16 protein-coding genes are annotated in these 21,162 nt (G+C 38.7%); 5 read left to right on the plus strand and 11 right to left on the minus strand.

Features of this window, described 5'->3' with window-relative positions; translation table 11 throughout:
* Nucleotides 1–29: 29 nt before the first annotated feature.
* Genes EHQ58_RS06555 through EHQ58_RS06580 form a run of 6 tightly spaced genes read right to left on the minus strand, consistent with a single transcriptional unit; the run spans nucleotide 30 to nucleotide 11,423 of the window.
* The gene (locus EHQ58_RS06555) at nucleotides 30–1,367 is read right to left on the minus strand and encodes a TolC family protein (protein ID WP_425460476.1); all 1,338 of its coding nucleotides are present in this window, start codon (nucleotides 1,365–1,367) and stop codon (nucleotides 30–32) included.
* A gap of 26 nt (nucleotides 1,368–1,393) precedes the next feature.
* A complete protein-coding gene (locus tag EHQ58_RS06560) occupies nucleotides 1,394–4,456 on the minus strand; it encodes an ABC transporter transmembrane domain-containing protein (RefSeq protein ID WP_135623085.1) in 3,063 nt (1,020 codons plus the stop codon).
* Between the two features lie 7 nt (nucleotides 4,457–4,463).
* Complete coding sequence (locus tag EHQ58_RS06565) at nucleotides 4,464–5,570, minus strand: beta-barrel domain-containing protein (RefSeq protein WP_135623086.1); 1,107 nt, start codon at nucleotides 5,568–5,570, stop codon at nucleotides 4,464–4,466.
* The gene (locus tag EHQ58_RS06570; protein ID WP_135623087.1) at nucleotides 5,557–8,625 is read right to left on the minus strand and encodes a peptidase domain-containing ABC transporter; all 3,069 of its coding nucleotides are present in this window, start codon (nucleotides 8,623–8,625) and stop codon (nucleotides 5,557–5,559) included. The genes EHQ58_RS06565 and EHQ58_RS06570 overlap by 14 nt, the downstream gene beginning before the upstream one ends.
* On the minus strand, nucleotides 8,622–10,238 hold the full coding sequence (locus tag EHQ58_RS06575; protein WP_135623088.1) for a class I SAM-dependent methyltransferase: 1,617 nt from the start codon (nucleotides 10,236–10,238) through the stop codon (nucleotides 8,622–8,624). The genes EHQ58_RS06570 and EHQ58_RS06575 overlap by 4 nt, the downstream gene beginning before the upstream one ends.
* 3 nt (nucleotides 10,239–10,241) lie before the next feature.
* On the minus strand, nucleotides 10,242–11,423 hold the full coding sequence (locus EHQ58_RS06580) for an acetyl-CoA C-acetyltransferase (RefSeq protein WP_135623089.1): 1,182 nt from the start codon (nucleotides 11,421–11,423) through the stop codon (nucleotides 10,242–10,244).
* Nucleotides 11,424–11,512: 89 nt separating this feature from the next.
* Here EHQ58_RS06580 and EHQ58_RS06585 point away from each other — a divergent pair, with 89 nt between their 5' ends.
* Genes EHQ58_RS06585 through EHQ58_RS06595 form a run of 3 tightly spaced genes read left to right on the plus strand, consistent with a single transcriptional unit; the run spans nucleotide 11,513 to nucleotide 14,213 of the window.
* Nucleotides 11,513–12,922 (plus strand): DUF6938 domain-containing protein, encoded by a 1,410-nt coding sequence (locus EHQ58_RS06585; RefSeq protein ID WP_135623090.1) that lies wholly within the window; start codon nucleotides 11,513–11,515, stop codon nucleotides 12,920–12,922.
* Between the two features lie 24 nt (nucleotides 12,923–12,946).
* Complete coding sequence (locus EHQ58_RS06590; protein ID WP_135623091.1) at nucleotides 12,947–13,507, plus strand: toxin-antitoxin system YwqK family antitoxin; 561 nt, start codon at nucleotides 12,947–12,949, stop codon at nucleotides 13,505–13,507.
* A 1-nt stretch (nucleotide 13,508) separates the two neighbouring features.
* Nucleotides 13,509–14,213: an SCO family protein gene (locus EHQ58_RS06595; RefSeq protein WP_135623317.1), complete on the plus strand. Its 705-nt coding sequence runs from the start codon at nucleotides 13,509–13,511 to the stop codon at nucleotides 14,211–14,213.
* Here EHQ58_RS06595 and EHQ58_RS06600 read toward each other — a convergent pair.
* Both EHQ58_RS06600 and EHQ58_RS06605 read right to left on the minus strand, forming a co-directional pair.
* Entirely contained in the window at nucleotides 14,206–15,642 is a 1,437-nt protein-coding gene (locus tag EHQ58_RS06600; protein ID WP_135623092.1) for an adenylate/guanylate cyclase domain-containing protein, read from the minus strand. The genes EHQ58_RS06595 and EHQ58_RS06600 overlap by 8 nt on opposite strands.
* Before the next feature lie 25 nt (nucleotides 15,643–15,667).
* Nucleotides 15,668–16,015 carry an Hpt domain-containing protein gene (locus EHQ58_RS06605; RefSeq protein WP_246047197.1) on the minus strand — a complete coding sequence of 116 codons (348 nt, stop codon included), beginning with the start codon at nucleotides 16,013–16,015 and terminating at the stop codon, nucleotides 15,668–15,670.
* A 104-nt stretch (nucleotides 16,016–16,119) separates the two neighbouring features.
* On the opposite strand from EHQ58_RS06605, the gene lpxA reads away from it, so the two are divergent.
* Nucleotides 16,120–16,923 (plus strand): acyl-ACP--UDP-N-acetylglucosamine O-acyltransferase, encoded by an 804-nt coding sequence (lpxA, locus tag EHQ58_RS06610; RefSeq protein WP_135623093.1) that lies wholly within the window; start codon nucleotides 16,120–16,122, stop codon nucleotides 16,921–16,923.
* Nucleotides 16,920–17,888, plus strand: coding sequence for a UDP-glucose 4-epimerase GalE (gene galE / locus EHQ58_RS06615; RefSeq protein ID WP_135623094.1), 969 nt, complete (start codon nucleotides 16,920–16,922; stop codon nucleotides 17,886–17,888). The genes lpxA and galE overlap by 4 nt, the downstream gene beginning before the upstream one ends.
* Here galE and EHQ58_RS06620 read toward each other — a convergent pair.
* Genes EHQ58_RS06620 through EHQ58_RS06630 form a run of 3 tightly spaced genes read right to left on the minus strand, consistent with a single transcriptional unit; the run spans nucleotide 17,885 to nucleotide 21,162 of the window.
* Nucleotides 17,885–18,679: a M15 family metallopeptidase gene (locus EHQ58_RS06620; protein ID WP_135623095.1), complete on the minus strand. Its 795-nt coding sequence runs from the start codon at nucleotides 18,677–18,679 to the stop codon at nucleotides 17,885–17,887. The two genes, galE and EHQ58_RS06620, sit on opposite strands and share 4 nt — an antisense overlap.
* A 39-nt stretch (nucleotides 18,680–18,718) precedes the next feature.
* Complete coding sequence (recG, locus tag EHQ58_RS06625) at nucleotides 18,719–20,788, minus strand: ATP-dependent DNA helicase RecG (RefSeq protein ID WP_135623096.1); 2,070 nt, start codon at nucleotides 20,786–20,788, stop codon at nucleotides 18,719–18,721.
* Nucleotides 20,788–21,162 (minus strand): hypothetical protein, encoded by a 375-nt coding sequence (locus EHQ58_RS06630; protein ID WP_135623097.1) that lies wholly within the window; start codon nucleotides 21,160–21,162, stop codon nucleotides 20,788–20,790. Before EHQ58_RS06630 ends, recG begins: the two co-directional genes overlap by 1 nt.

Consider the following 21,162-nt stretch of genomic DNA (forward strand, 5'->3'; position numbering starts at 1 on the left):
TTTAAAATATGATCTCCTTTTTCCATAAATCATCTCATAAATTTCATAGTATCACCTAACAATAACCCGATCTCTAATCGAAGTTGAATTAAATCATACCGGTTCTGAATCGCGTTTCGGTTTACATCGCGTTGTCTTCTATCAACTGTTTGCAATTCGATGACGGAAGCCGAACCGGTCTTATAAGCTTTCTCCATGATGGAGAAGTTTTCCTCAGCTGTTTTTCTACTTTCTATGGAAATATTGTAAAGCTCGACTAAGTTGTTATGTTGTTGGATTAATTCAAAGAGATATAAAGCAGTATTTTCTTTTAAAAACTCAGATTGTGATTTTGCTAATTTTACATCTATCTTTGACTTATCTAATTCATTTTTTGATAACCATCGATTGAACAATGGGATTCTAAACCCAAAATTGGCCCCTTGTGAGCTAAATGGATCTGGATTATTTGCGTACAAGGAATAGTCGCCGCGCGAAAAATCATACAAATAATTTGGCTGCGAAGTACTTCCGTTGATGCCATATATAGTTTGACGGCTATTATTATTGTATATGTTTACGAAGAAATCTGGCACCCACAATTCATTAAACCTAACCTGTTTTTCTACTTCGAGTATCTTTACCTGATTGATAGATAGAACAATATCAAAATTAAGAGAGCTTAGATTTTTTTCATATGCTGCCATGGTTTCTTCCAAGGGGAGCATATTAAATTCACGTTCAGGGATATCTTTTAAAGAAACATCACGTAATAAAAATTTTCGTCTAAATCGAGACTGGCTTTTTTGTTGGTCTAACTTTGATTTGATAACATTATATCGATAAAACAAAAAGTCAACTTTCGAGTTTTGAGTGACGAGGTAGGATTCGATCCCTTGTTTATATAATTTTTGAATCGTTTGTAGTTGTTTTTCCGCATCGAGATCATTTGAGAAATCATAATCATAAAACGCCAATAACTTCAGAGTCTCAGAATATTGAAACGCTTGGTCAAAAAGTTCTTTTTGAAAGAGTGCCCGATATTCCAGGAGCAATCTTTCATACTCCAATTCCATAATTAGATTTGTTAAAAAAACATTACCTTGTTCTTGAAAATTCCAATTTAAATTTAATGAGGATTGAAATCCTTTTCTATCGAAACCGTCAGATGGTACTTTTTCAAAAAAAGGAGCGTGTTCAAAATTTAACGTCGGCAGGTAACGGATATTACGTGTATCCATATCAACTTTCTTTTTTTGAATTTCAATCTCCTTTAGTTTTAGTTCATAAGATTTTTCACCAACGATTTTCGGTAGCTCAAAAAAATCGACGACGTCTGCCGGAAAAATCGCATCAATCCTAAAAAAAACAACAACGAGAGTAAATATAAAATAATTCCACTTCACCTACTCTATTATCGGATCGCCTCCTGTTTAGAATGAAGTAAATGATAAATTCCTTGCTTACGGACGAGTTCCCTATGGGTTCCGGATTCCTCGAGTTGCCCACTTTCGATTACAAAAATCTTATCGTAATGTCGTATCGTTTCTAATCGATGTGCCACCACAACAATCGTCTTGTCTGCGAAAATGCGGTGCAGGTTGGCTAATATTTTATCTTCACTTTCTCTGTCCATGGAGGCAGTGGGTTCATCTAAAACGAGAAGGCTAGGTTTTTGGAGGAACAATCTTGCGAAAGCAAGCTTTTGTTTCTGTCCGCCTGAGAGCGTGGCACCCTTTTCGCTCAATTCCGTATCGTAACCAAGGGGCAGGTTCAAAATCTGCTCATGTAATAGTGCCAACTTGGCTGCCTCCACAATTTCAGACAGCGTCGAGTCAGGTTTGGATAGGGCAATGTTCTCTCTAACCGTACCAAGCAAAATAGGATTTTCTTGGTAAACAACTCCGATTCTAGACCGATAGGAAGGCATCCAAATTTCATCGAGAAGTATACCATCGACACTGATCTCGCCCTCTGACCTAGCATATAGACCTAAGATGAGTTTTAAGATAGTTGACTTTCCACTTCCACTCCTACCAACAAACGCATATTTTTTTTCTGGCTCCAATTCAAAAGTAAGGTTTTGTAAATGAAACTCTCGTTTACCGATTCTATACTCGAATGATACATTCTTAAATAATAAAGAGCCTTGGATATCTGGTATTTCTACTTGTCGTATGCGTGAGTCAGGCCCAGATTCTGATTCTACATTTTCCCAATCGGAGAGACGTTTCCATGCAATCTTTGCTTTCTGGAACAGAACAGCATCTCTCACAATTGAAACCATGGGCGATCTCACATACCCAATTAAACCTATGATTGCAAATAATGTTCCCAGAGTAATCTGATCGGAAAATATTTGGTACGTACCTAAGAACAGTACAAAAACGTTCGTTAGCATACGAAACGTTAAGGAACTCGACTCGAGAATATTCGTATAGAACATACGATGGCTCTCCGCATTCAATTGAGAAGTTAATCGTTTCTCAAAATCCCACCTTTGTACAGAAACCGCGCCTAAATTTTTTACGGTTTCGTTTCCGTTGATTGTTTCTATAAAATAACTTAGCGTGTCAGCGGTTCGTAGTGACTCCTTTTTAGTTTCACGTTCGATGAGCGGACTAATTTTTGCAATGATCGCAAGTTCTGGTAAAATAAAAAGTAGGATAACAAGAAGTAGAGTGGGAGATAAAAATAAAAAAAGTGTGAAGACCGCCAAACCAAAGAACCAATCTAAGAATCTGATCGTTCCATGTTCCGAAAAAAATTGTGTCACACTCTCAATTTCTTCCCATCGCTGCAGAATCTCTCCTTTCTTATGATTTTCAAAAAAGGAAATGGGTAAGGACAAAAGCTTTTCAAGGAAACGCACGATGATTGTCTGGTTCACTTTGCTCGTGGTAAAAAATAAAACATTATTCCTTAAATAGGAAAATATAATCTGGGAAATACTAAGAACGGCAACTCCAACTAACACGGGAATCATAAATTCTTTACTCTCTCTGAGTAAGACATTATCAATCAAATATAGGTTAATTAGAGGTAAGGAGATTTCCAATACTTTGATCAGAAACGTCGCAAGAATTCCAGAAACTAAAAATGAAAAATTGGGCCGGAAATATTGAAACAAACCTGGGAAATATGAAAATTGGGGAAGGAATGTTGTTTTCGGCTTTAATTTTGGTATAAAAACGATCGCATGCTTTCCCGATTTTGCATCCCATTCATTTTGGCTGATGGATCGAATTCCAAATGCAGGATCGATAATTTTGATCTGACTTTCATCACAAGATAAAACAATAATAAATTTGTTCGTTTCCCATCTTACAATAAATATATGACTCAACAACTCCTTTCGGTATCTGATCTTATCTAAAACGAAAGTTTGACCGATATCTGAAAATGTTTCTTTCCAGGATTTCATCGTCACATCAGCGTCTGAATTTTGAAATTGGCTATCACCAGAATTCAATTTGCTCTCATAGCCCCAATATTTGAGTAACATATTCCTACAGGCCCATGCGGTCTCATCAGCTGATTCTTCCAGGATGATAGGGAAGGAAGAAAACCATCTCTTTTTGGGTTGAAAGGCAATGTTAGGCAAAAAGTGAACGGAATCTTCAAACAAATCATCTTCCGAATGGATCAGGAATTCGTCTTCCTCCGTTTCGATCTGATTTAATTTTCGCGTTTCCAAAACCGATTTTAAGGTCGAATATAAGCTCTCGGATTTTTTAAAGAATGTCTCAGCATCCTTTGCAGATAACTCGAAGACGATGCTATCCTGAATCGCAGTCACGGTCGCATTCCTCACCTTCTTTTCTAAAACGCCCATCTCGCCGAGCACAGATCCCGATTCAACAAACGATGAATAGTCGGAAGCCCAAGCAGACTTCGAAATTTTAAATTTACCTGATTGTATAAAGAATAATGATGAGGATTTTGACCCTTCTTTAATCAATACCCTGCCTTTGGGAATTCTTTCCTTACGAAGCAATTGAGAAAGTTCAATGATCTCTTGTTTACCTAGCTTCCGGAAATAAGGGTGAACACGTAATTCATCTCGAAGGGATATTTCTTGACAAAATTTTTCCCATATTAGAAAGCGCTTCGGATTTTCGGTAAAGAAATCCAAAAATGTTGTTTGTTCTAAAAAGTAAATGCTAGAATTCTCATCAGTCACATAGGAATTTTTGCTTAAAACCTGCAAAGCTAGTTCAGACAATCCATAAAAGTTCCCTTCCGTAAGTGACCTTACGAGAAGATCCGTATCTCCCACTTTTATTTTAACTTGGATTCTCCCATTGCTAACATAAATTAATGGAACCTGACCCTTTGTGTATTCAATGATTGATTGATTGGCAGGAATCGCTCTATTTGTCCAAAGTTTTAAGAATAGTTTCTTATCTGCATCCGTTAAATTACGAATCGGATCGACTTTTAGAATATCCTCGAGTTTGATCTGATCCTGCAACATGAAGTATTTAATTCAGCTCCTGATTTTTCTTAAACAATACTTCAAATAGTCGATTGCGACTTGTTATGATATCAGCTTCTACTTTTAAACCAGGTAAAAGAGAAAACTCTTTCTCATCTTTCGTTAATGTTTGTTTTTTAATCGATAACACGACAGAAAATGTGTCCTTCTCTTTCACATTAGGAACAATTTGTTCTACGACAGCATCAATCACGCCAAAGTCATTTTGATGGAAAGCCCGGATCTTTATGATGGCACTCATTCCAATCGTGATGCCGCCGATATCTTTATTCTTAATTTCCACGAAAGCTTCTAGTGGCTGATGTTCTTCAACGAGTTCTGCGACCGTTTGCCCGCGTGTAATATTTTGACCAATGTTATTGACCATCAGTGCTCCCACATAACCGGAAAAAGGCATTCGCAATATAGCATTGTCCACTCTTTCTTTTTTGAGGCGAGTATCTCCGCGTAAACTTGAAATTATATTCTGTTCTTTTTGTATTTCATCTTTAAGATTTGCATATTCTTCATTAAATTCGAGCAAGCTCTGATCATACAAAAATTTCGCTCCAATCCCATTCTTGAAATCAATGTAAGCTTTCTTTAAAGATACAAACTTATTGAGTAAGGATCCCGATAGCTCCGAACCCGGATTGTTTTCTAAATTTGGCTCTAAGCTTTTTAATATTTTTTCAGCTTCTCTTCGGTTTCCAATCAATCGTTGTAATCTTTTTTCTTCATATTGTAGAGTATTTGAATCTTTCGATAATTCTATCTGTTGTTCTGAAAACTCTAATTCGACTAATGGCTCTCCCTTTTTAAGAAAATCTCCGGGTTTAGCATAGATATTTGTAACAATCCCTGTTTCTAATGCTTCCGTTACAAAATAATTACCCTTTGGCCGGAGGATTCCATTAGCAGGTATGATAACATCTACCTTACCAAAAAAAAGATAAATCAACATACACAGAAAAAAGAAAGTTAAAAGAAATATTCCTTTTTTGTCCCAGTTAGGCGCTGGATGTTTTAACAATTCATCATAGAAGGATGAGGAGTGCATCGACTCCCAATTTGAATCCGATTCTTTAAGTGCCTTAAATTTACGCAGATTCATTGCTGCTTTCCTCGCTAGATGGAAATAAATGATAATAAAATCCTTTTGCATTAATCAATTCAGAATGTGTACCCATTTCCACGATGATTCCCTTATCCATAACTATAATTCTATCGGCACTTACTGTGGAATGCAATCTATGCGATATTTGTATGACTGTCCTATCGACAAACATACTTTCCCATTGGCTTTGGACGTAGGCTTCTGATTCCGCGTCCAGTGCAGATGTCGGTTCATCTAAAAACAAAATACTCGGATTTGTAACAAGCGCACGAGCAATCGCAACCCTTTGTTTTTGGCCACCTGATAGACCTACTCCACCTTCTCCCAATTTCGTTTCATATCCAAAAGGAAAACGGTCTACAAAGCGATCCACTGCTGCAAGCTTTGCACCAGCATACATCGCATCACGAGTCAGAGATGGATTTTTTTTACACAAATTCTCCGCGATGCTTCCTGAAAATAAAACTGGTTGCTGTTCCACGGTTCCAAACTGAATTCTTACTTCCTCAGGATCTAACGTTGATAAATCAAAAGAATCAAACAATACTCGGCCCTCAGTAGGAGAAAGGGTCCCCATGATCAGACGTAAAAGGGTGGATTTTCCACTTCCGCTTCGACCAACAATCGCAACCTTTTCACCTGCCAATATATCTAGATCAATATTTGAAACAATGTTGGGACTGTCTGCGGAATATTTAAAAGATAGATTTTCAATTTTGATTTTACCAGTTAACCTTGGTAACTCTCCGAAAGGTCTTTGGCTACGAATCTCGCCTGGAAGGGAATATATTTCCATCAGTCGTTTTCTGGATTCACCCATTTGCAAAACGTCTTCATAAATTCGACAAATCCTGATGATCGGCTCGATCAGCAAGCTGAATAAAACCTGGAATCCCAGAAAGGTACCTAATGTTATTTTCTCTTCTAACACAGAATTGATTCCAAATCCGATGACAACCAACATGCCCATTTGCTCAAAGAACTTGCCCATAAATTCTAGGAAATTCGTTCTCTTCGCCACACGCAAATCCGTAAGAATGGTTCGGGATATTTCATTCATTCCCTTCTGCAAATAATTCCCTTCCTGTGAGGAGGCTTTGATGATGGAAATGCCACTAACAAGGGATAGGATAAAAGAGACAGTTTTACGTTTTGATTCAAACGTATGTTCCGATAATCTCCTTATCTTTGCAGAGACCCTCACAACAATCAAAGCGTATAATACTAAAAATGTTAAACCTAACAAAGTAAGCTCAAAATCAGCCAACAAGAGTACCGTCAAAAAAATAGGGAGAACGAGCAAGTCTAGAAATAAGGCTACACCAGAACGAGATGCTATTTCTAAAATTTTCTGATTCTCTTTTAATCTCTGAGTATAATCACTTGGTTCAAATCTTCGAAATTCAGGAAGAGATAAACGAAGCACATGTTGAAAGAATCGAACTAAAAAAGTATATTCAAGATTCTGCATCACACCCATCATCAATAGATTCCGGAAAAGCGTGAAAACTCCTTGAAAAACAATCGAAATCCCAACTCCAGCAAATAAGGTGAGGAGAAAGTTACGATCAGAGAAAACGAGTACGCGATCGACAACTTCCCGTAAAAAATAGGGAAAGGATAAAGCCAGAAACGAAGAAAGTAAGGTGGTAGCAACAATCCACCTGATCTCTGATTTGTGAGGGCTGAAAAGTGCTCTAATCTCTTTAACAAAACTAAACAAACCGGAGTCGGCAGTCATTGCAGGAGGAGCTGGCACAAAATTCAAAATCATTCCATCCCAAGAGTGTAAAAAGGCCTTAAGGTCAAGTTCCCTCACACCCTTAATCGGATGTGAAATCAGAACCCCTCTAGTCAATTGGTCAATGGCATAAACAGCACAGGGAATATTTTCCTCATCCGTTACAAAAAATGGAAACGTTACATCTTCTAATTGGCTTGGTTTGATGCGGATTTGTTTTGTTAAAAAACCCATCTTTTCAAGTTCAATTGCTAACTCGAATATTCCCGGAATACGATTTCGACTGAGCTCATTTTTTATTCGAATCTTCCAATTCTTCGGTAGAGGCATTTCATACTTTCGCAAAGCAATTTCTGTACAAACTAATCCTACCAATACGATTTGCTCGGTCGTGACTTGATCAATGGAAATGAGAGAGAGCCCTTGTCTCATTTCATAACGTTTTGATTCAAAGGATTTGACTGCCTCTTCTTCCTTCTCTTTTGTTTTATAGGTTGAGTATCTTAGCAGTCGCGATTGTACAATTTCTTCTAATTTTCCACCTTTATCCTCGCCGATGATTGAGCGCAATGCATCTCCGGGAATTTTATAAACTATCGATGGTTCTGCGGCAAAAGCGCTAGCCAAACGTTTTTGTTTTTTAAAGATAGCAATCTCACCTAAAATTTCTCCTGATTTAAGAATCGAGATTATCTTTTTCGGATTTTCTGTGCGAATATGAATCCGTCCTGATTTTATAATGTAAGCCGCATTACCTTCTTCACCTTCGTGAAACAAATAGTCGTCGCTTTCCACTTCGACCGTTTCAATGCTCTTAAGTAGAGTCCTTACTTCGAGCGGATTCAATTCGGAAAAGAAGCTAAGTTTTCTGACAGAATGAAACTTTTCTTGCTCCGCGTCTCGATGTTTTGCTTTTTCTTCAATATAAGGAAATTTATTGATTATTTTTTTAAAAGAAGCTACAGGAAGTAAGATGATAATTAAGGGTTCTAAGGCATAGTAATCACTGCTCGAAGTCAATCCTGAAAGTGACATCCGCTCACCTATGGATTCCCCTTTTTCTAAGTAACCTATCTGTTCCTGTTTATTATTTTTTCCGTTAATTCCGATACCAATTCTGCCACTCAGTACAAAGTGTACAAATTTTGTCCCCTGGCCTGCTTTGATGATCGTCTGGCCAGTACGATAAAACTTTATATCGAGATCAGGGTATAAATCTTCTAACTCTCCTGGTTGCAAATCAGCAAATAGATAGTTATTTTGAAATACCTTACGAATGTTCTCAGCGTGTCTCGAAATCTCTGGGTTCAACCCTGTTTTACCCCTACCAAAAGCATATTAGTCACCGGAAACGGTATACTAATAAGATCGGCAGATAGGGTTGGAGTATTTGCATCTGAGGAATAAATTTCTGCTTTCGAGACATATCTCTTATTAATAATCCATGGATTGGCATAGGCATGGCTGCCAGACATAATCTGAAAACCAGTCTGTTTCATTATATCTTTCCATTCGGAGAAGGAAAAAAAACAGAAAGACTCGTGCATTTCACTATCCCAGTTGTCCGTATAGTCTTTCTTGGAGAGAAATTCACATGCATCTTTCAAAGTTAGATGTAAATAGTTTCTGCCCTCTATCGAAACAATGGAGTAGTTCAATTGATAGGACTGGTCCTTTCGAAACTCTCTTTGAAATACAAAAAAACGACCATACGTCGAAAGTGAGTCCAGATACTTCTTTTTATCTGCTTTTTGTGCAAACAACTTCGGTTCCAAATCATTTTGACCATCACTATCGTTTAACCAAAGATAGACCATTTGGTCTTTATTCTCAGGACCGACAACATCTCGATTGATCCAAACACCACCAACGACAAGCTCTTCATATCGATTTCTCAAAAATGAAAGCAGACTTTCTCTATCTCCATACGATTCAATCTCGTGCGTTAAAGAAGAAGTATGGATGGTTTTCATTGAGGACTGTGGAAAAACCAAACCTGTTACCGCATTTTTCCGCAAAAAAAATACATTCGTATTCTGAAAATCACCATTCTCTTTTCTTTGGCCGCAGATATCATATAACTTTCGTGCGATCTCAACTCCGTAAAAATCGCTTTCAAATAACGCTGGTTCACTGGTTGCTAGTTTGATCCAAGAACCAACAGCACAACCTATATCTCCAATTCTTCCAGGACGAATGAACTCTTTTGACTCGTTAAATTTTAATTCTGCAATCTCATCCATCTCGCGAACATAGGTATTATAATCTCTCGATTCAGTCAAATCTCCATCATCACCTATCAATTTGTCATTAAAGAGCATTCTAACGCGTGAGAGGATTCCGTATTCCTGCCATAACCGTTTCGATGCTGGATGCACATAATTGGCATAATCATCCATCTCGTTAAACGGTAGATTCGATTTTGCAATGGTTTCTAAAACTTGCCATGGTTGTTTCGTAACAAATTTTTCATTTTCACCCGGCAATCGTTCTATGGGTAATATTCTGTAACCAAGCTCTTGGTAGAGTTTTAATACAGGCGAGGAACATACAATCAGTGTATTTTCAGGTGTTAGTTTTAAACGTCCATCGGATTCCGCTTCGATCTTTTTAATGGTATACTCAGCAAAATTCTCTGAATGACCAATGTCCTCAATGGGAATTACATTCGAAGGAAAGGGAAAGTCGGATGAGAAATCCTGGATCATCATCGCTCGGTGGTAAAGCGGAAGTGGGTTTCTGCGCGTTTGGTGATGATTAGCGGAGGTGACTGCAAAGACAAGGCACTTAATTGATTTTTGAATTTCGAGTGCCTTGCCATTGACATCCATGGCTCCCCAGAGACCCTCACTTCCTAACATACTCAGATATTCATGCTGAAACCGAGTTAGGAGGTGATGCCTTCCGGGAAAAAGTAGATACATATTTTAAGCTTTTGGATTTTCTAGAACGATCGCGATCCCTTGTCCACCACCGATACAAAGTGAGGCGACGCCATATTTGACACCTCTTCTTCTCATTTCATTTGCAAGGGTCAATGTCACACGATTCCCCGAAGCTCCGAGTGGATGACCTATGGCAATCGCTCCACCATTTACATTGGTGATCTCTGGATTTAAGCCTAATTCCTTTTGTACGGCTAGATACTGAGCAGCAAATGCCTCGTTTACTTCAAATAGTCCGATATCCTTAAGTGACAAGCCTGCTTGCTTCAAAGCAATAGGAATGGCGATGGCAGGACCTATCCCCATTTTAGCAGGATCACAACCAGCATGGCCCCACCCTTTAACAATCGCTAAAGGCTCCTTGCCTAATTTTTTCGCCTGACTTTCAGAAGCTACAATCAGCGCAGAGGCGCCATCATTGATTCCTGAAGCATTTCCTGCGGTTACAGTCCCATCTTTCTTGAACGCGGGTTTTAGACCAGCTAACTTAGCAGCACTTGCCTTTCCTTTGATGAATTCGTCTTTATCAAAGACTACTGGTGTTTTTCCTCCGATCGTGATCGGATGAATTTCTTCTTTTAAATTTCCATTCGCAGTCGCTACTTCTGCCCTCTCTTGGGAGATAGCTGCCCATGCATCTTGTTCTTCTCTTGCAATTTTATATTGGTCAGATAAATTTTCCGCGGTCATTCCCATGGGTAATTCTACATAAATATCAGTGAGGCCCTGTGCCAAAGAATCTTCAAATTCCGAATTTCCGTATTTGACTCCGAATCTCGCATTTCGCACGACATAAGGTGCATTGCTCATGGACTCAACCCCGCCAGCAAGAACTGTATGAGATTCTCCTAACATGATTTTTTTTGCGGCCTGGATGACCGATTCCATTCCAGATCCGCATAGTCTATTTAATGTTAGCGCAGGAGATGCTACGGGAAGTCCTGCTTTCAAACCTATGTGTCTTGCTAAATAGATTCCGTCTTTTCCCGTCGGGATGACATTGCCAAAAATGGACTCTTCAAGGATGCTTGGGTCAATACCGACTTTTGCCATAGCGGCTTTCGACACTTCCACACCTAAATCCACGGCACTAAAATCTTTAAGTGAACCACCAAAACTACCAAAAGCGGATCTGAGGCCGCCTAAAATAAATACTTGTTCCATGAAACCAGGAAGGCAGAAATTTGCCCATCTGTCAGCTAAGAATTCAAATTTAACTTGAAACCAGGTGCGTCATCACATACTCTTTTGGGATGAATCGAGCACCCCTTTTTGGCCTAAATGCAGGCTTTCTTTCAAAGCAATCCGCTAATTTCACTCGCCTCTTTTTACAAAAAAAATATAACATTCTACCAGAGAATCCTGTCTCTCTTGGATCGGTCGCCTCTCCACTCTATCCAGGTCTTGGCTTGATTAAAAATGACCTATCCACTCCTGTAGGCAAGGGACTCATCGTGGGTTCCATCAGAATGGGATATGGGCACCATCGAATGGCTCTTTCCGTCTATTCCCATTCCCTCAGCAAACGCATTCCGACCTATTTGCATGACCTCCTCGCGATTGAATCTAATGAATCCAAAGCGATTCAAGACATTGACCAAGGCTACAGTTACTTGAGCCGGCTATCGGCAGAAATGGGTGGGCCCGTAGAATGGGCATGGGGACAACTCATGTCCCAGGGAAACCTAACATCTCTTGAACTCTCCTGTCAATTGGCAGAGTTATATAAAAATCTGATGATTTCTCTTCCGAAAGAAAATCCAGTGATCACGACGTATCCTCTGAATGGACAGATTGCTGTAGCCGCAAATTTCAATCATGTCGTCCACCTAATATGTGATAATTATCCGCAGTATTACTTACTGGTACCAGGTGCCATGAATTTAGTACAAAGTCCTTCTTCTTATACCAAGTTTGTAGAGATGGGTGTCCCAAAGGAAAATTTAGCAGTAGCAGGTCATTGGGTTTCTGAAGATATCGTCAAACACGCAGGTGGTGATAGTGAAAATAGGATCCGACGCTTGGACGAAAGAAAAAAACGTCGTTTTTTAATTCCTATTGGTGGTGCCGGTGCACAACGAAGTTTTGTACAAGATCTCATGTTGCTGGCAAAAAAAGCACTCCTGGATCGAGATTATCATTTTTGGATCAATACCGGCGATCATACAAAAGTATTAAATGGATTCGAAGAATTTTTAAACAAAGAGAAAATTCCTTATAAAACTTTACTCACTTGGGATGAACTGTTAGATTTTTTAGCCGACCATCCACTGAAGGAAGATGAGAGAGATAAGACACCTTCTGTGGTCTTATTTAATTTTCCTTCGCATACTGAAGCATTTTCAGCTACGGATAAATTGATCCGCATCGCTGATATTTTGGTGACCAAGCCTTCCGAACTTGCCTTCTTTCCGATACCGAAATTATTTATCAGAAGAGTGGGAGATCATGAAGCAGCATCCGTGACCAGATCACTTGAACTCGGTGAAGGAACAGTAGAATGCCGTGAAATCAAACATGCTTTTGAATTGGTAGAAATCTTTGGCTACTCTACCGATTTACTTCATCGAATGAACGAACGGGTGATCAAAAATGCGAGCGATGGCATCTATAGCGGAAGTAAGTTTGCTGTGGAGATGGTTGAAAGCCTTGTAAAAAACTAAAAGTGGGCAGTTACATTGATCCTCGTGAAAGCGATTTTTGCCAATCTTAAACCATTCATATTATCACTTCTCTTTCTCTTACACTGCCATGAATATGGCAGCATCGATCATACAGATCCTGGCTTCTCTATTTCGAGAGGACTCATGCTTTATCATGGATCTCCATTCACGGGTAAAATGATTCAAAAGAATCCAACTCTGGATGAAACCTTTATCACAACCTATCGGAATGGATTGGAAGACGGTGAGTATACGGCGAGAAAGGGAAAGGGACAACTATTGGAACAGCGATTTTACCTGGCTGGTGAGAAACATGGCATCCACCGGACTTGGTATGAGAATGGAAATAATCGAAGTTATGCTGAATTTATGAAAGGTAAATACATCAATGAAAGTTGGAGTTGGTATGAGAATGGAAAACCTGCAAAATTGGATAAATATAATGAAAAGGGAGACATTCTTGCGACAAAGGTTTGGAACAGGTTAGGCATTATTTATATGAACCTCTCCTTCAATCCAGATGGCAGTTCTGCTGGACTTCCTGGCAGCAAAATCTGTGAGCCTATCAAAAGTAAAAGGCATTAGTATGTATTTAAAAAGACTCACTTTCTCTCTCATTTTGATAATCCCATTTTTTTGTTCTGAACAAAAACCAAACTTTGATGCCGGTTTAACATTTGCTTCGACGCCCATTGCCGGTGTTCTGCCTTATTATAAAGGAGAAATCATGGATCCTTTTTGGTCGCCAGAGGGTCAAAAGCCAGCCGATCTCAAAAAGATTCCAGAGATAAGTCTAACTTCTCATCTAAATGCACCATTTAACAGAAACATGTTTTTAGGTAAATATTCCCTTGTTACTTTTTTTTATGCTAAATGCACAGGGATCTGTCCATTGATCACAAGAAATATAAAAAACTTTTTTCCTAGTATCAAAAATCAGCCTTTGGTGCAGGTTCTTTCCATTTCAGTGAATCCCGAGGTAGACACAGTTGAAGAACTATTAAAATTTAGAAAGGTTTATAAAATTGAACAAAAGAACTGGTTACATCTTACGGGATCCAAGGCTCTTATCTATGATCTTGCACGGAATCAATTCAATGCTGATGTCCAAGTGATCAAAGGCATAGCGAATTTGAATGATTTTGTTCATACAGAAAATATATATCTGATTGATCCAAATGGTTACTTGCGGGGAGTGTATCGAGCCAAGGGAACGGGAGACCTGGATCGTTTGTTGGCAGAAATGGAAACGCTAAGAAATGAGGAAGGGACAAAAGAACACGTCAAATAAGACTTGGTCCTATACGATAAATCGTGATCGGATTTTTGATTCCCTTTAAAGAAACATCCTCCTCCTTTAGGTTTTTGTTTTGAAATATTTCCTTCACTCCTGGATAATCATAAATTTCTTTAGTAAAACAAATTTCTTCACCTTCCGCAATCCCTTGGACTCTCGCTGCAATGTTGATGATCTGACCAAAATAATCCAAACGTTCATTTAACATGACTGCTATCGATGCACCAGCGTGAATGCCAATTTTTAAAATGATTTCTTTCTCTAACTGCCTTGCATTAAATTTATGGATGACATCTAACATTTCATTTGCGGCTAGAATGGCATCAAGTGGGGTCAAAAAAGTAGCCATAATGGCATCGCCAATGGTTTTAATTAATGCACCTTTGTGTTTTCCAATCACTTGTCCAACTTCGTCAAAATGCTGTTGAACCAATGAAAATGCTTTTAAATCCCCAATCCTTTCGTATAGGTTTGTCGATCCCTTTAAATCTGTAAATAATACCGTAACGTCTTTAATCGAAAGTCCCGTCGAACCAACTATATCCTCGCCTTTAAAAAGGGAACGAAATGCACGATGATTTAACAATACTTTGGCTGAAAGAAATTTGTCAAAATCCAAATTGAATTCTGACGTCATGAAATCACCATCAAGTTGGTAGATAGAGAGCGGAATCTTTTTATCAGATTTATTTATAATTTCAAAACGATGCTTTCCAACTTTAATTTGAGTCGGTATAGAGGTCACATTTTCATTTTCAAAAGTTATCAATATTTTTTCAGGAGTCGTTTGTGCATCCTGAGTCACTTCGATTAGAAAATCTGTATGGTGTAAAAAATCATTCCCTTCCAGATATCCTTCCTCAGCAACGATCTCTCTGAGGATCTGCTCTCCTGGCTCTAAAAAGCCAAGAAATCTCTCACGTAACTTAAAAAAATTTGTGATCGTTTCCTGTGTTCCAGGAATTTTTCCCTCTCTCGAAAAGTGATATTTATATTGGTATTCACTTATTGTTAAGGAAGTCGGATTATGAAATCGAATCTTCCGAATGTCTGGATGGATGGTAAAACAAACAAGGATGGAATCATCTAGATTGGTTTCATAATCTCTCCGGCAAAATTCGCAATGATAGCGATTGTGCACATGCATGAGTTTTTTAAAATTATTTACGGGATCACCACATCGTGGACAGATGAGTAACCATTCCATAACAAGCAGTCCACTTTTGGACGCATGTAGGAATAATTCTAATACCTCCTCTTCATCAAACGAACCTGCTGCTGCAAAAGTATAGGGATTGATTCTAAAGAGAGTATAGTCGTCTTCATTTTCGATGATGCTTTCGAGTCGTTCCACCACGCCTGGGGACCATGAACGAAAAGCTCGGATCGAATCGAATAGAACGGCAGGAGAATTCTGATTCATACGTGTTAATCTTAGACTAAACGAATTAACTTCCGAACCTTGCTTCTAATTCCTTTTTTGTCTCAGCCCATATAGGCGAGATCTCTCCACAGAGCTCGATCGCTCCTTCTAGGTCTCCGTTTTTAACTTTTGTTTCAGCCTCGATGACTACCTTTGAGAGGGAACTGAGTCCGAAATTGGCTGCGACGCCTTTGATCTGGTGCAGTTCAGATTGTAGGTCTTTCTGCTCTCTAGTCTGCATAAACTGAGTCAAGTTTTGACTGCGAACCGTCATGTTTTCAAGAAGAGAAATGATCATGTCTTTCAACCATGCCAAGTCTTCAGGATCATTAATATCTACGAGCGATTCTATTCTGGACCAATCAATGTTCAATTTTAGCTCCAAGTTTCTTATATCGTTGGAAATAATTAATCATGTAAATTACTTTTTAAAAAATGAATTGAAGGCGATGGAAATACAGTTTTTTTGATACTAACATGAAGATTCATCCCACCTCAATCATAGATCCCAAGGCAGAGCTCCATGAGTCTGTAGAAATCGGACCATTTTGCATCATCGAAAAAGATGTCATCATCGGAGAAGGTACAAAAATCGACTCCCATTGCCGAATCCTCTCTGGTTCTCGGATTGGAAAATTTAACAACTTTGCCTCAGGAGTGACTTTTAGTGGAGTCCCTCAAGATATTGGCTTCAAGGCATCAACTCCTACATATTTTGAACTCGGCGATCATAATACCCTGAAAGAGAACTGTATTTTTCATCGGGCCACAAAAGAAGGCCAAGCAACGAAAATCGGTAATCATAATTATTTTATGGGCAACATCCACATTGCACACGATTGCATTGTCGGTGACCATAACATTATGGTACAAAACAGTATGATTGCAGGCCACGTAGTCATGGGAAATAAAATATTCGTTTCTGGACTAACAGGCATTCACCAATTTGTTAGAGTCGGAGATTATGCAATGGTTGCTGGCGTAGCAAAAATCGTAAAAGATATTCCTCCTTATAGCACTGTCGATGGAAATCCAGCGACCGTCATTGGTCTCAACTCGGTAGGCTTAAAACGAAATGGATTTAACGGTGACACGCGAACAGCGATTAAACGTGCTTATAAAGTAATCTACCATAGCGGATTTAATACTTCTCAAGCGTTAGCTGAACTTGAAAAGGATACCAACATTATCGCTGAAGTTAGATTCCTTATGGACTTTTTTAAAAATAGCAAACGCGGAGTCACAGACCATCGAGCCATTGGTCGTGGCGATGACGAATGAGAATTCTTGTAACAGGTGGCTCTGGATATATAGGGAGCCACATCGTTCTCGAACTCATGGAGCTTGGACATGAGATCGTCATTATTGATGATATGGAAAAGGGAAACGAGTCAAACTTGTTTCCAGGAAATGAATTCATCAAAGGCCAGGTTCAGGATAAAGAAATTTTAAAGAAAGTATTCTCCAAACACGTCGATGCCGTATTTCACTTTGCGGCATGGAAAGCAGCAGGGGAATCCATGACCGATCCCTTCAAATATACATTGAACAATCTCAGCGGAACCTACACTCTGCTAGCTGCCATGAACGAGTATGGTTGCAAAAATATCGTTTTTTCTTCTTCTGCTGCAGTTTATGGTGCACCTAAATATCTGCCTATTGATGAAAATCATCCGACAAATCCAGAGAATTACTATGGTTATACAAAGCTAAACATAGAAGAAAACTTACAATGGTTTGATAAGCTGAAAGGAATCAAATCCGCCTGCCTACGCTATTTTAATGCAGCTGGATACGATCCGAAAGGCCGAATCAAAGGAATCGAAAAAACACCAGCCAATTTATTGCCCATCATCATGGAAGTGGCATCTGGCATGAGAGCAAGCTTCGATATTTTTGGGGAGGACTATGACACTCCTGATGGAACTTGTATCCGTGACTATATCCATGTAACCGATTTAGCAAAAGCACATATTTTATCTTTAAACAAAATCATCGAGACAAACGAAAGTTTAACGGTAAATTTAGGTTCTGAAAATGGATACTCTGTTAAAGAAATGACAACCTTAGCAGAAAAAATTGTCGGGAAGTCTATCCCCCATAAAATTGTTGGAAGAAGAGCTGGTGATCCAGCAAAATTACTTGCCTCGTCTACAAAAGCGAAAGCAATTCTCGGCTGGAAACCGGTACACAGCGATGCGAATTCACTCATCGCTAGTATGTGGGAACTATATAAAAAACTCTAACGAGTAAATCCTCCGGCGATTTTGGCACAATCGCTATTGGTAGATTCAACATAAGTTAGGGCTTTCTCTCCTAAAATTTCAGAACCTAGAAAACTTCCTTCCATTTGAATTTTCTTTTCTTTGAATGCAGAAACCCATTCACTTTGAAGGCGTTTGGAAACGGGTGCATAAGACCAATGCCATTTTTCTTCTTGGTAGCCTTTTCCATTGCGTTTCGCTAATTCATTGTAAGGTTGGCAAAAACCAAAACTTCCGGCATTGGTTACTAGCCAATCATAGAGAATTTTTCCCTTTCCATCTCCCTCAAAGTAACCATTTTCGAGAGCATTTAGGTCAAAATCTGTGCCCCAGTGGTGTCGAGAAGTTCCCGGCGCACTTGAAAATTCCAAAATCAAAGAGATGATCTGATCGGGCGTCTTGCCAGCGATAGGTTCTCTCATCACTTTTTTGCCCGTATATTTTGATTCCCAGATGGACTTCTGTTGGTTAAAACTTCGAAAGGAAGAAACTAAAAAAATATGCTGTTTGTATGTGGCAGGTTTGGATTCTTCAAAAGCATTGATCATTTTTAATAAGGCTACTTTCACATCTGGACGAAGGTAATGATCCTTGGCACTTTCCTCCAATTTTACTTCTGAAAGTACATCGAGTGAATTATACCTTCCTGTTAGATAGGCGTCCTTGTTCAGTCCCAAGTAGAGATTTTCGATTTTCTGTGCCTGGGTGTCTGCTGGCGGATTTCCACAGACAAGTAAGAATAGAATAATGCTAAACGCTAAGATTGATTTCATAAGGCTGTAAGGAAAAAATCTTTGCGTACGGCAAAGAAGTCAATTCGCAAATAAAAATTTACCTTCATTGAATCTCGCAGATATTTCCATTTTTTCGATTTCATCGCCTGTCGAATACTTAAGTGCATCTTCTTTTGCTTCCTCCAGCAATTGTCTATCAGATACTAAATCCGCAATTTTAAATTCTGGAAGTCCACTTTGTTTCACACCGAGTAATTCGCCTGGTCCGCGAATGGCTAAATCTTTTTCAGATAGTTCATATCCATCATTTGATTTAGTGAGCGCATCTAATCTTTCTCGAGCATCATCACTTACAAAATCACTGGTCATTAAGATGCAATAACTAGCGATATCACTCCTGCCAACCCTACCGCGTAACTGATGCAACTGGGATATCCCGAATCTGTCCGCATGTTCTACCATTAATATTGTTGCATTCGGAACATCGACTCCGACTTCTACTACCGTTGTAGTTACCAATATTTGAACTTTATTTTGTTTAAAAGCAGACATTACCGATTCTTTTTCGGGGCCCTTCATTTTTCCATGTAACAATCCTACGGAAAATTCTGGAAAGATTTCCTTACTTAAGGTTTCGTGAGCATTTGTACAAGACTCTAAATCAACCTTTTCCGAATCCTCAACCAATGGGTAAACAATGTAACATTGTCTGCCTTCCTTAATATACTTACGAATAGAATTATAAACACCTGTTCGCCGATCTTCCTTATACCACCTCGTATCTATCGGCTTGCGACCTTCAGGCTTTGTTTTTATATTTATTAAATCTAGATCTCCATACAAGGTGAGGCACAGAGTTCTTGGAATCGGAGTCGCAGTCATAGCCAGAATATCTGGATTTTTACCCTTACTTCTAATATTTTCTCGCTGATCCACGCCAAATTTATGTTGTTCATCAATAATCACAAGACCCAAATCAGAAAATAGAACATCGTCTTGAAAAAGGGAATGTGTTCCAACAACGAACGAGGATTCTCCATTTTTAATTCGGGATAATTTTTCAGCCCGCGCCTTTTTGTTTTCTCCGCCTAACAATAGCTCAATTCCCAAAAATGGCATATTCCCCATGAACTTGTATACGGTTTCATAATGTTGTCTAGCTAGAATTTCTGTCGGAGCGAGCATAACTACTTGTATATGATTATCTATGTAATGTAGTGCAATAAGTAATGCGGTAATCGTTTTTCCAGAACCAACATCACCTTGGAGTAGAGCTGCTAAGGGAACGTCTTTCTTTGCCAGATCTAGAATTCTTTCAACTGCTTTCAATTGATCTACTGTCAGTTGGAAAGGTAAACTTTTAAGTAGGGTAGCCGCACTCTGTGAATATGGCAGAGGCCAAAGAAGACGTTTAATTTTTTCTCTCTCTTTTTGCTTGTAAAGAAGTAAAAGCTGAAAATAGTATAACTCTTCGTAGGCGAACCTTCTTCTTGATAATTCGATTTCCTCAAAATTCTCTGGAAAATGAATTTTGCGAAACGCTAAGTCTCTTATCATCAAATTTCTAAGTTTTATGATTTTTTTAGGCAGGTTTTCTACAACTTGCGTTTTCTCCAAGATTTCATATATCAATTTACGAAATCCCCTTGAATCTAATCCCTCCTCTTTCAAACTTTCTGTTGAGGGATAGAGAGGTATGATGCGACCAGCATGTAAAAAATTTCCCTCTTCTTCTTTTTCGTCCGTCAAAAATTCATATTCTGGATGTACTATCTGATAACCCTTAAAATATTCGAGTTTCCCGGAAATAACTAACTTACGTTCTACTTTAAATAACTTATGAAAGAAATTGACACCGCGAAAGAAAACCAAATTTATCCTTTCATTATTTAATGTTCTAAATCCGACAATCAATCGACTTTTTTTACCATGAACAATATAACTATCTACTATAGATCCGAGTAAGGTGACAATGTCTCCTTGCTTAAGAATGATATCTTTTGTAAAATTTCTGTCTAGATATCTACGTGGATAAGTTGTTAATAAATCTAAGTAGGTGAAAATTCCATTTGCCTGCAAGACTTCAAGTTTTTTAGGACCTACTCCTTTTATGGAATTGATAGATTCAAGAAGTTGTGTTTCTGACATCAAAGATCAAGTTCCTGTTCTTGTTCTTTCGAAAGATCGTTAAATCCACGCTCAACGATAAGATAACAATATTTACATCCGTAAATTTGTGCCTGTTTTTTTCCTTCGTAATTGACATGTGCAGATATCGCTGCATATAGAAATTCATCTTTTCGTAACATCGCCCCGCACATAGGACAGATCCGAGGTCGAGGGATATTTGGATTCCATTCCTTTGAGTATACCTTACGTGGGTCACCAGTCCTCTGTTTATCTTCTCTATCACTACGAGATTTTTCTTTTTTATCGATGGATTGATTGTCTACAGCAGATAACGCATATAGAAAGAATGCTGCTGTTAAAAGAACCCCAGCAATAGTAACAAAGGTTACCAT

The organism is Leptospira ognonensis (genome assembly GCF_004770745.1).
Lineage (GTDB): Bacteria > Spirochaetota > Leptospiria > Leptospirales > Leptospiraceae > Leptospira_A > Leptospira_A ognonensis.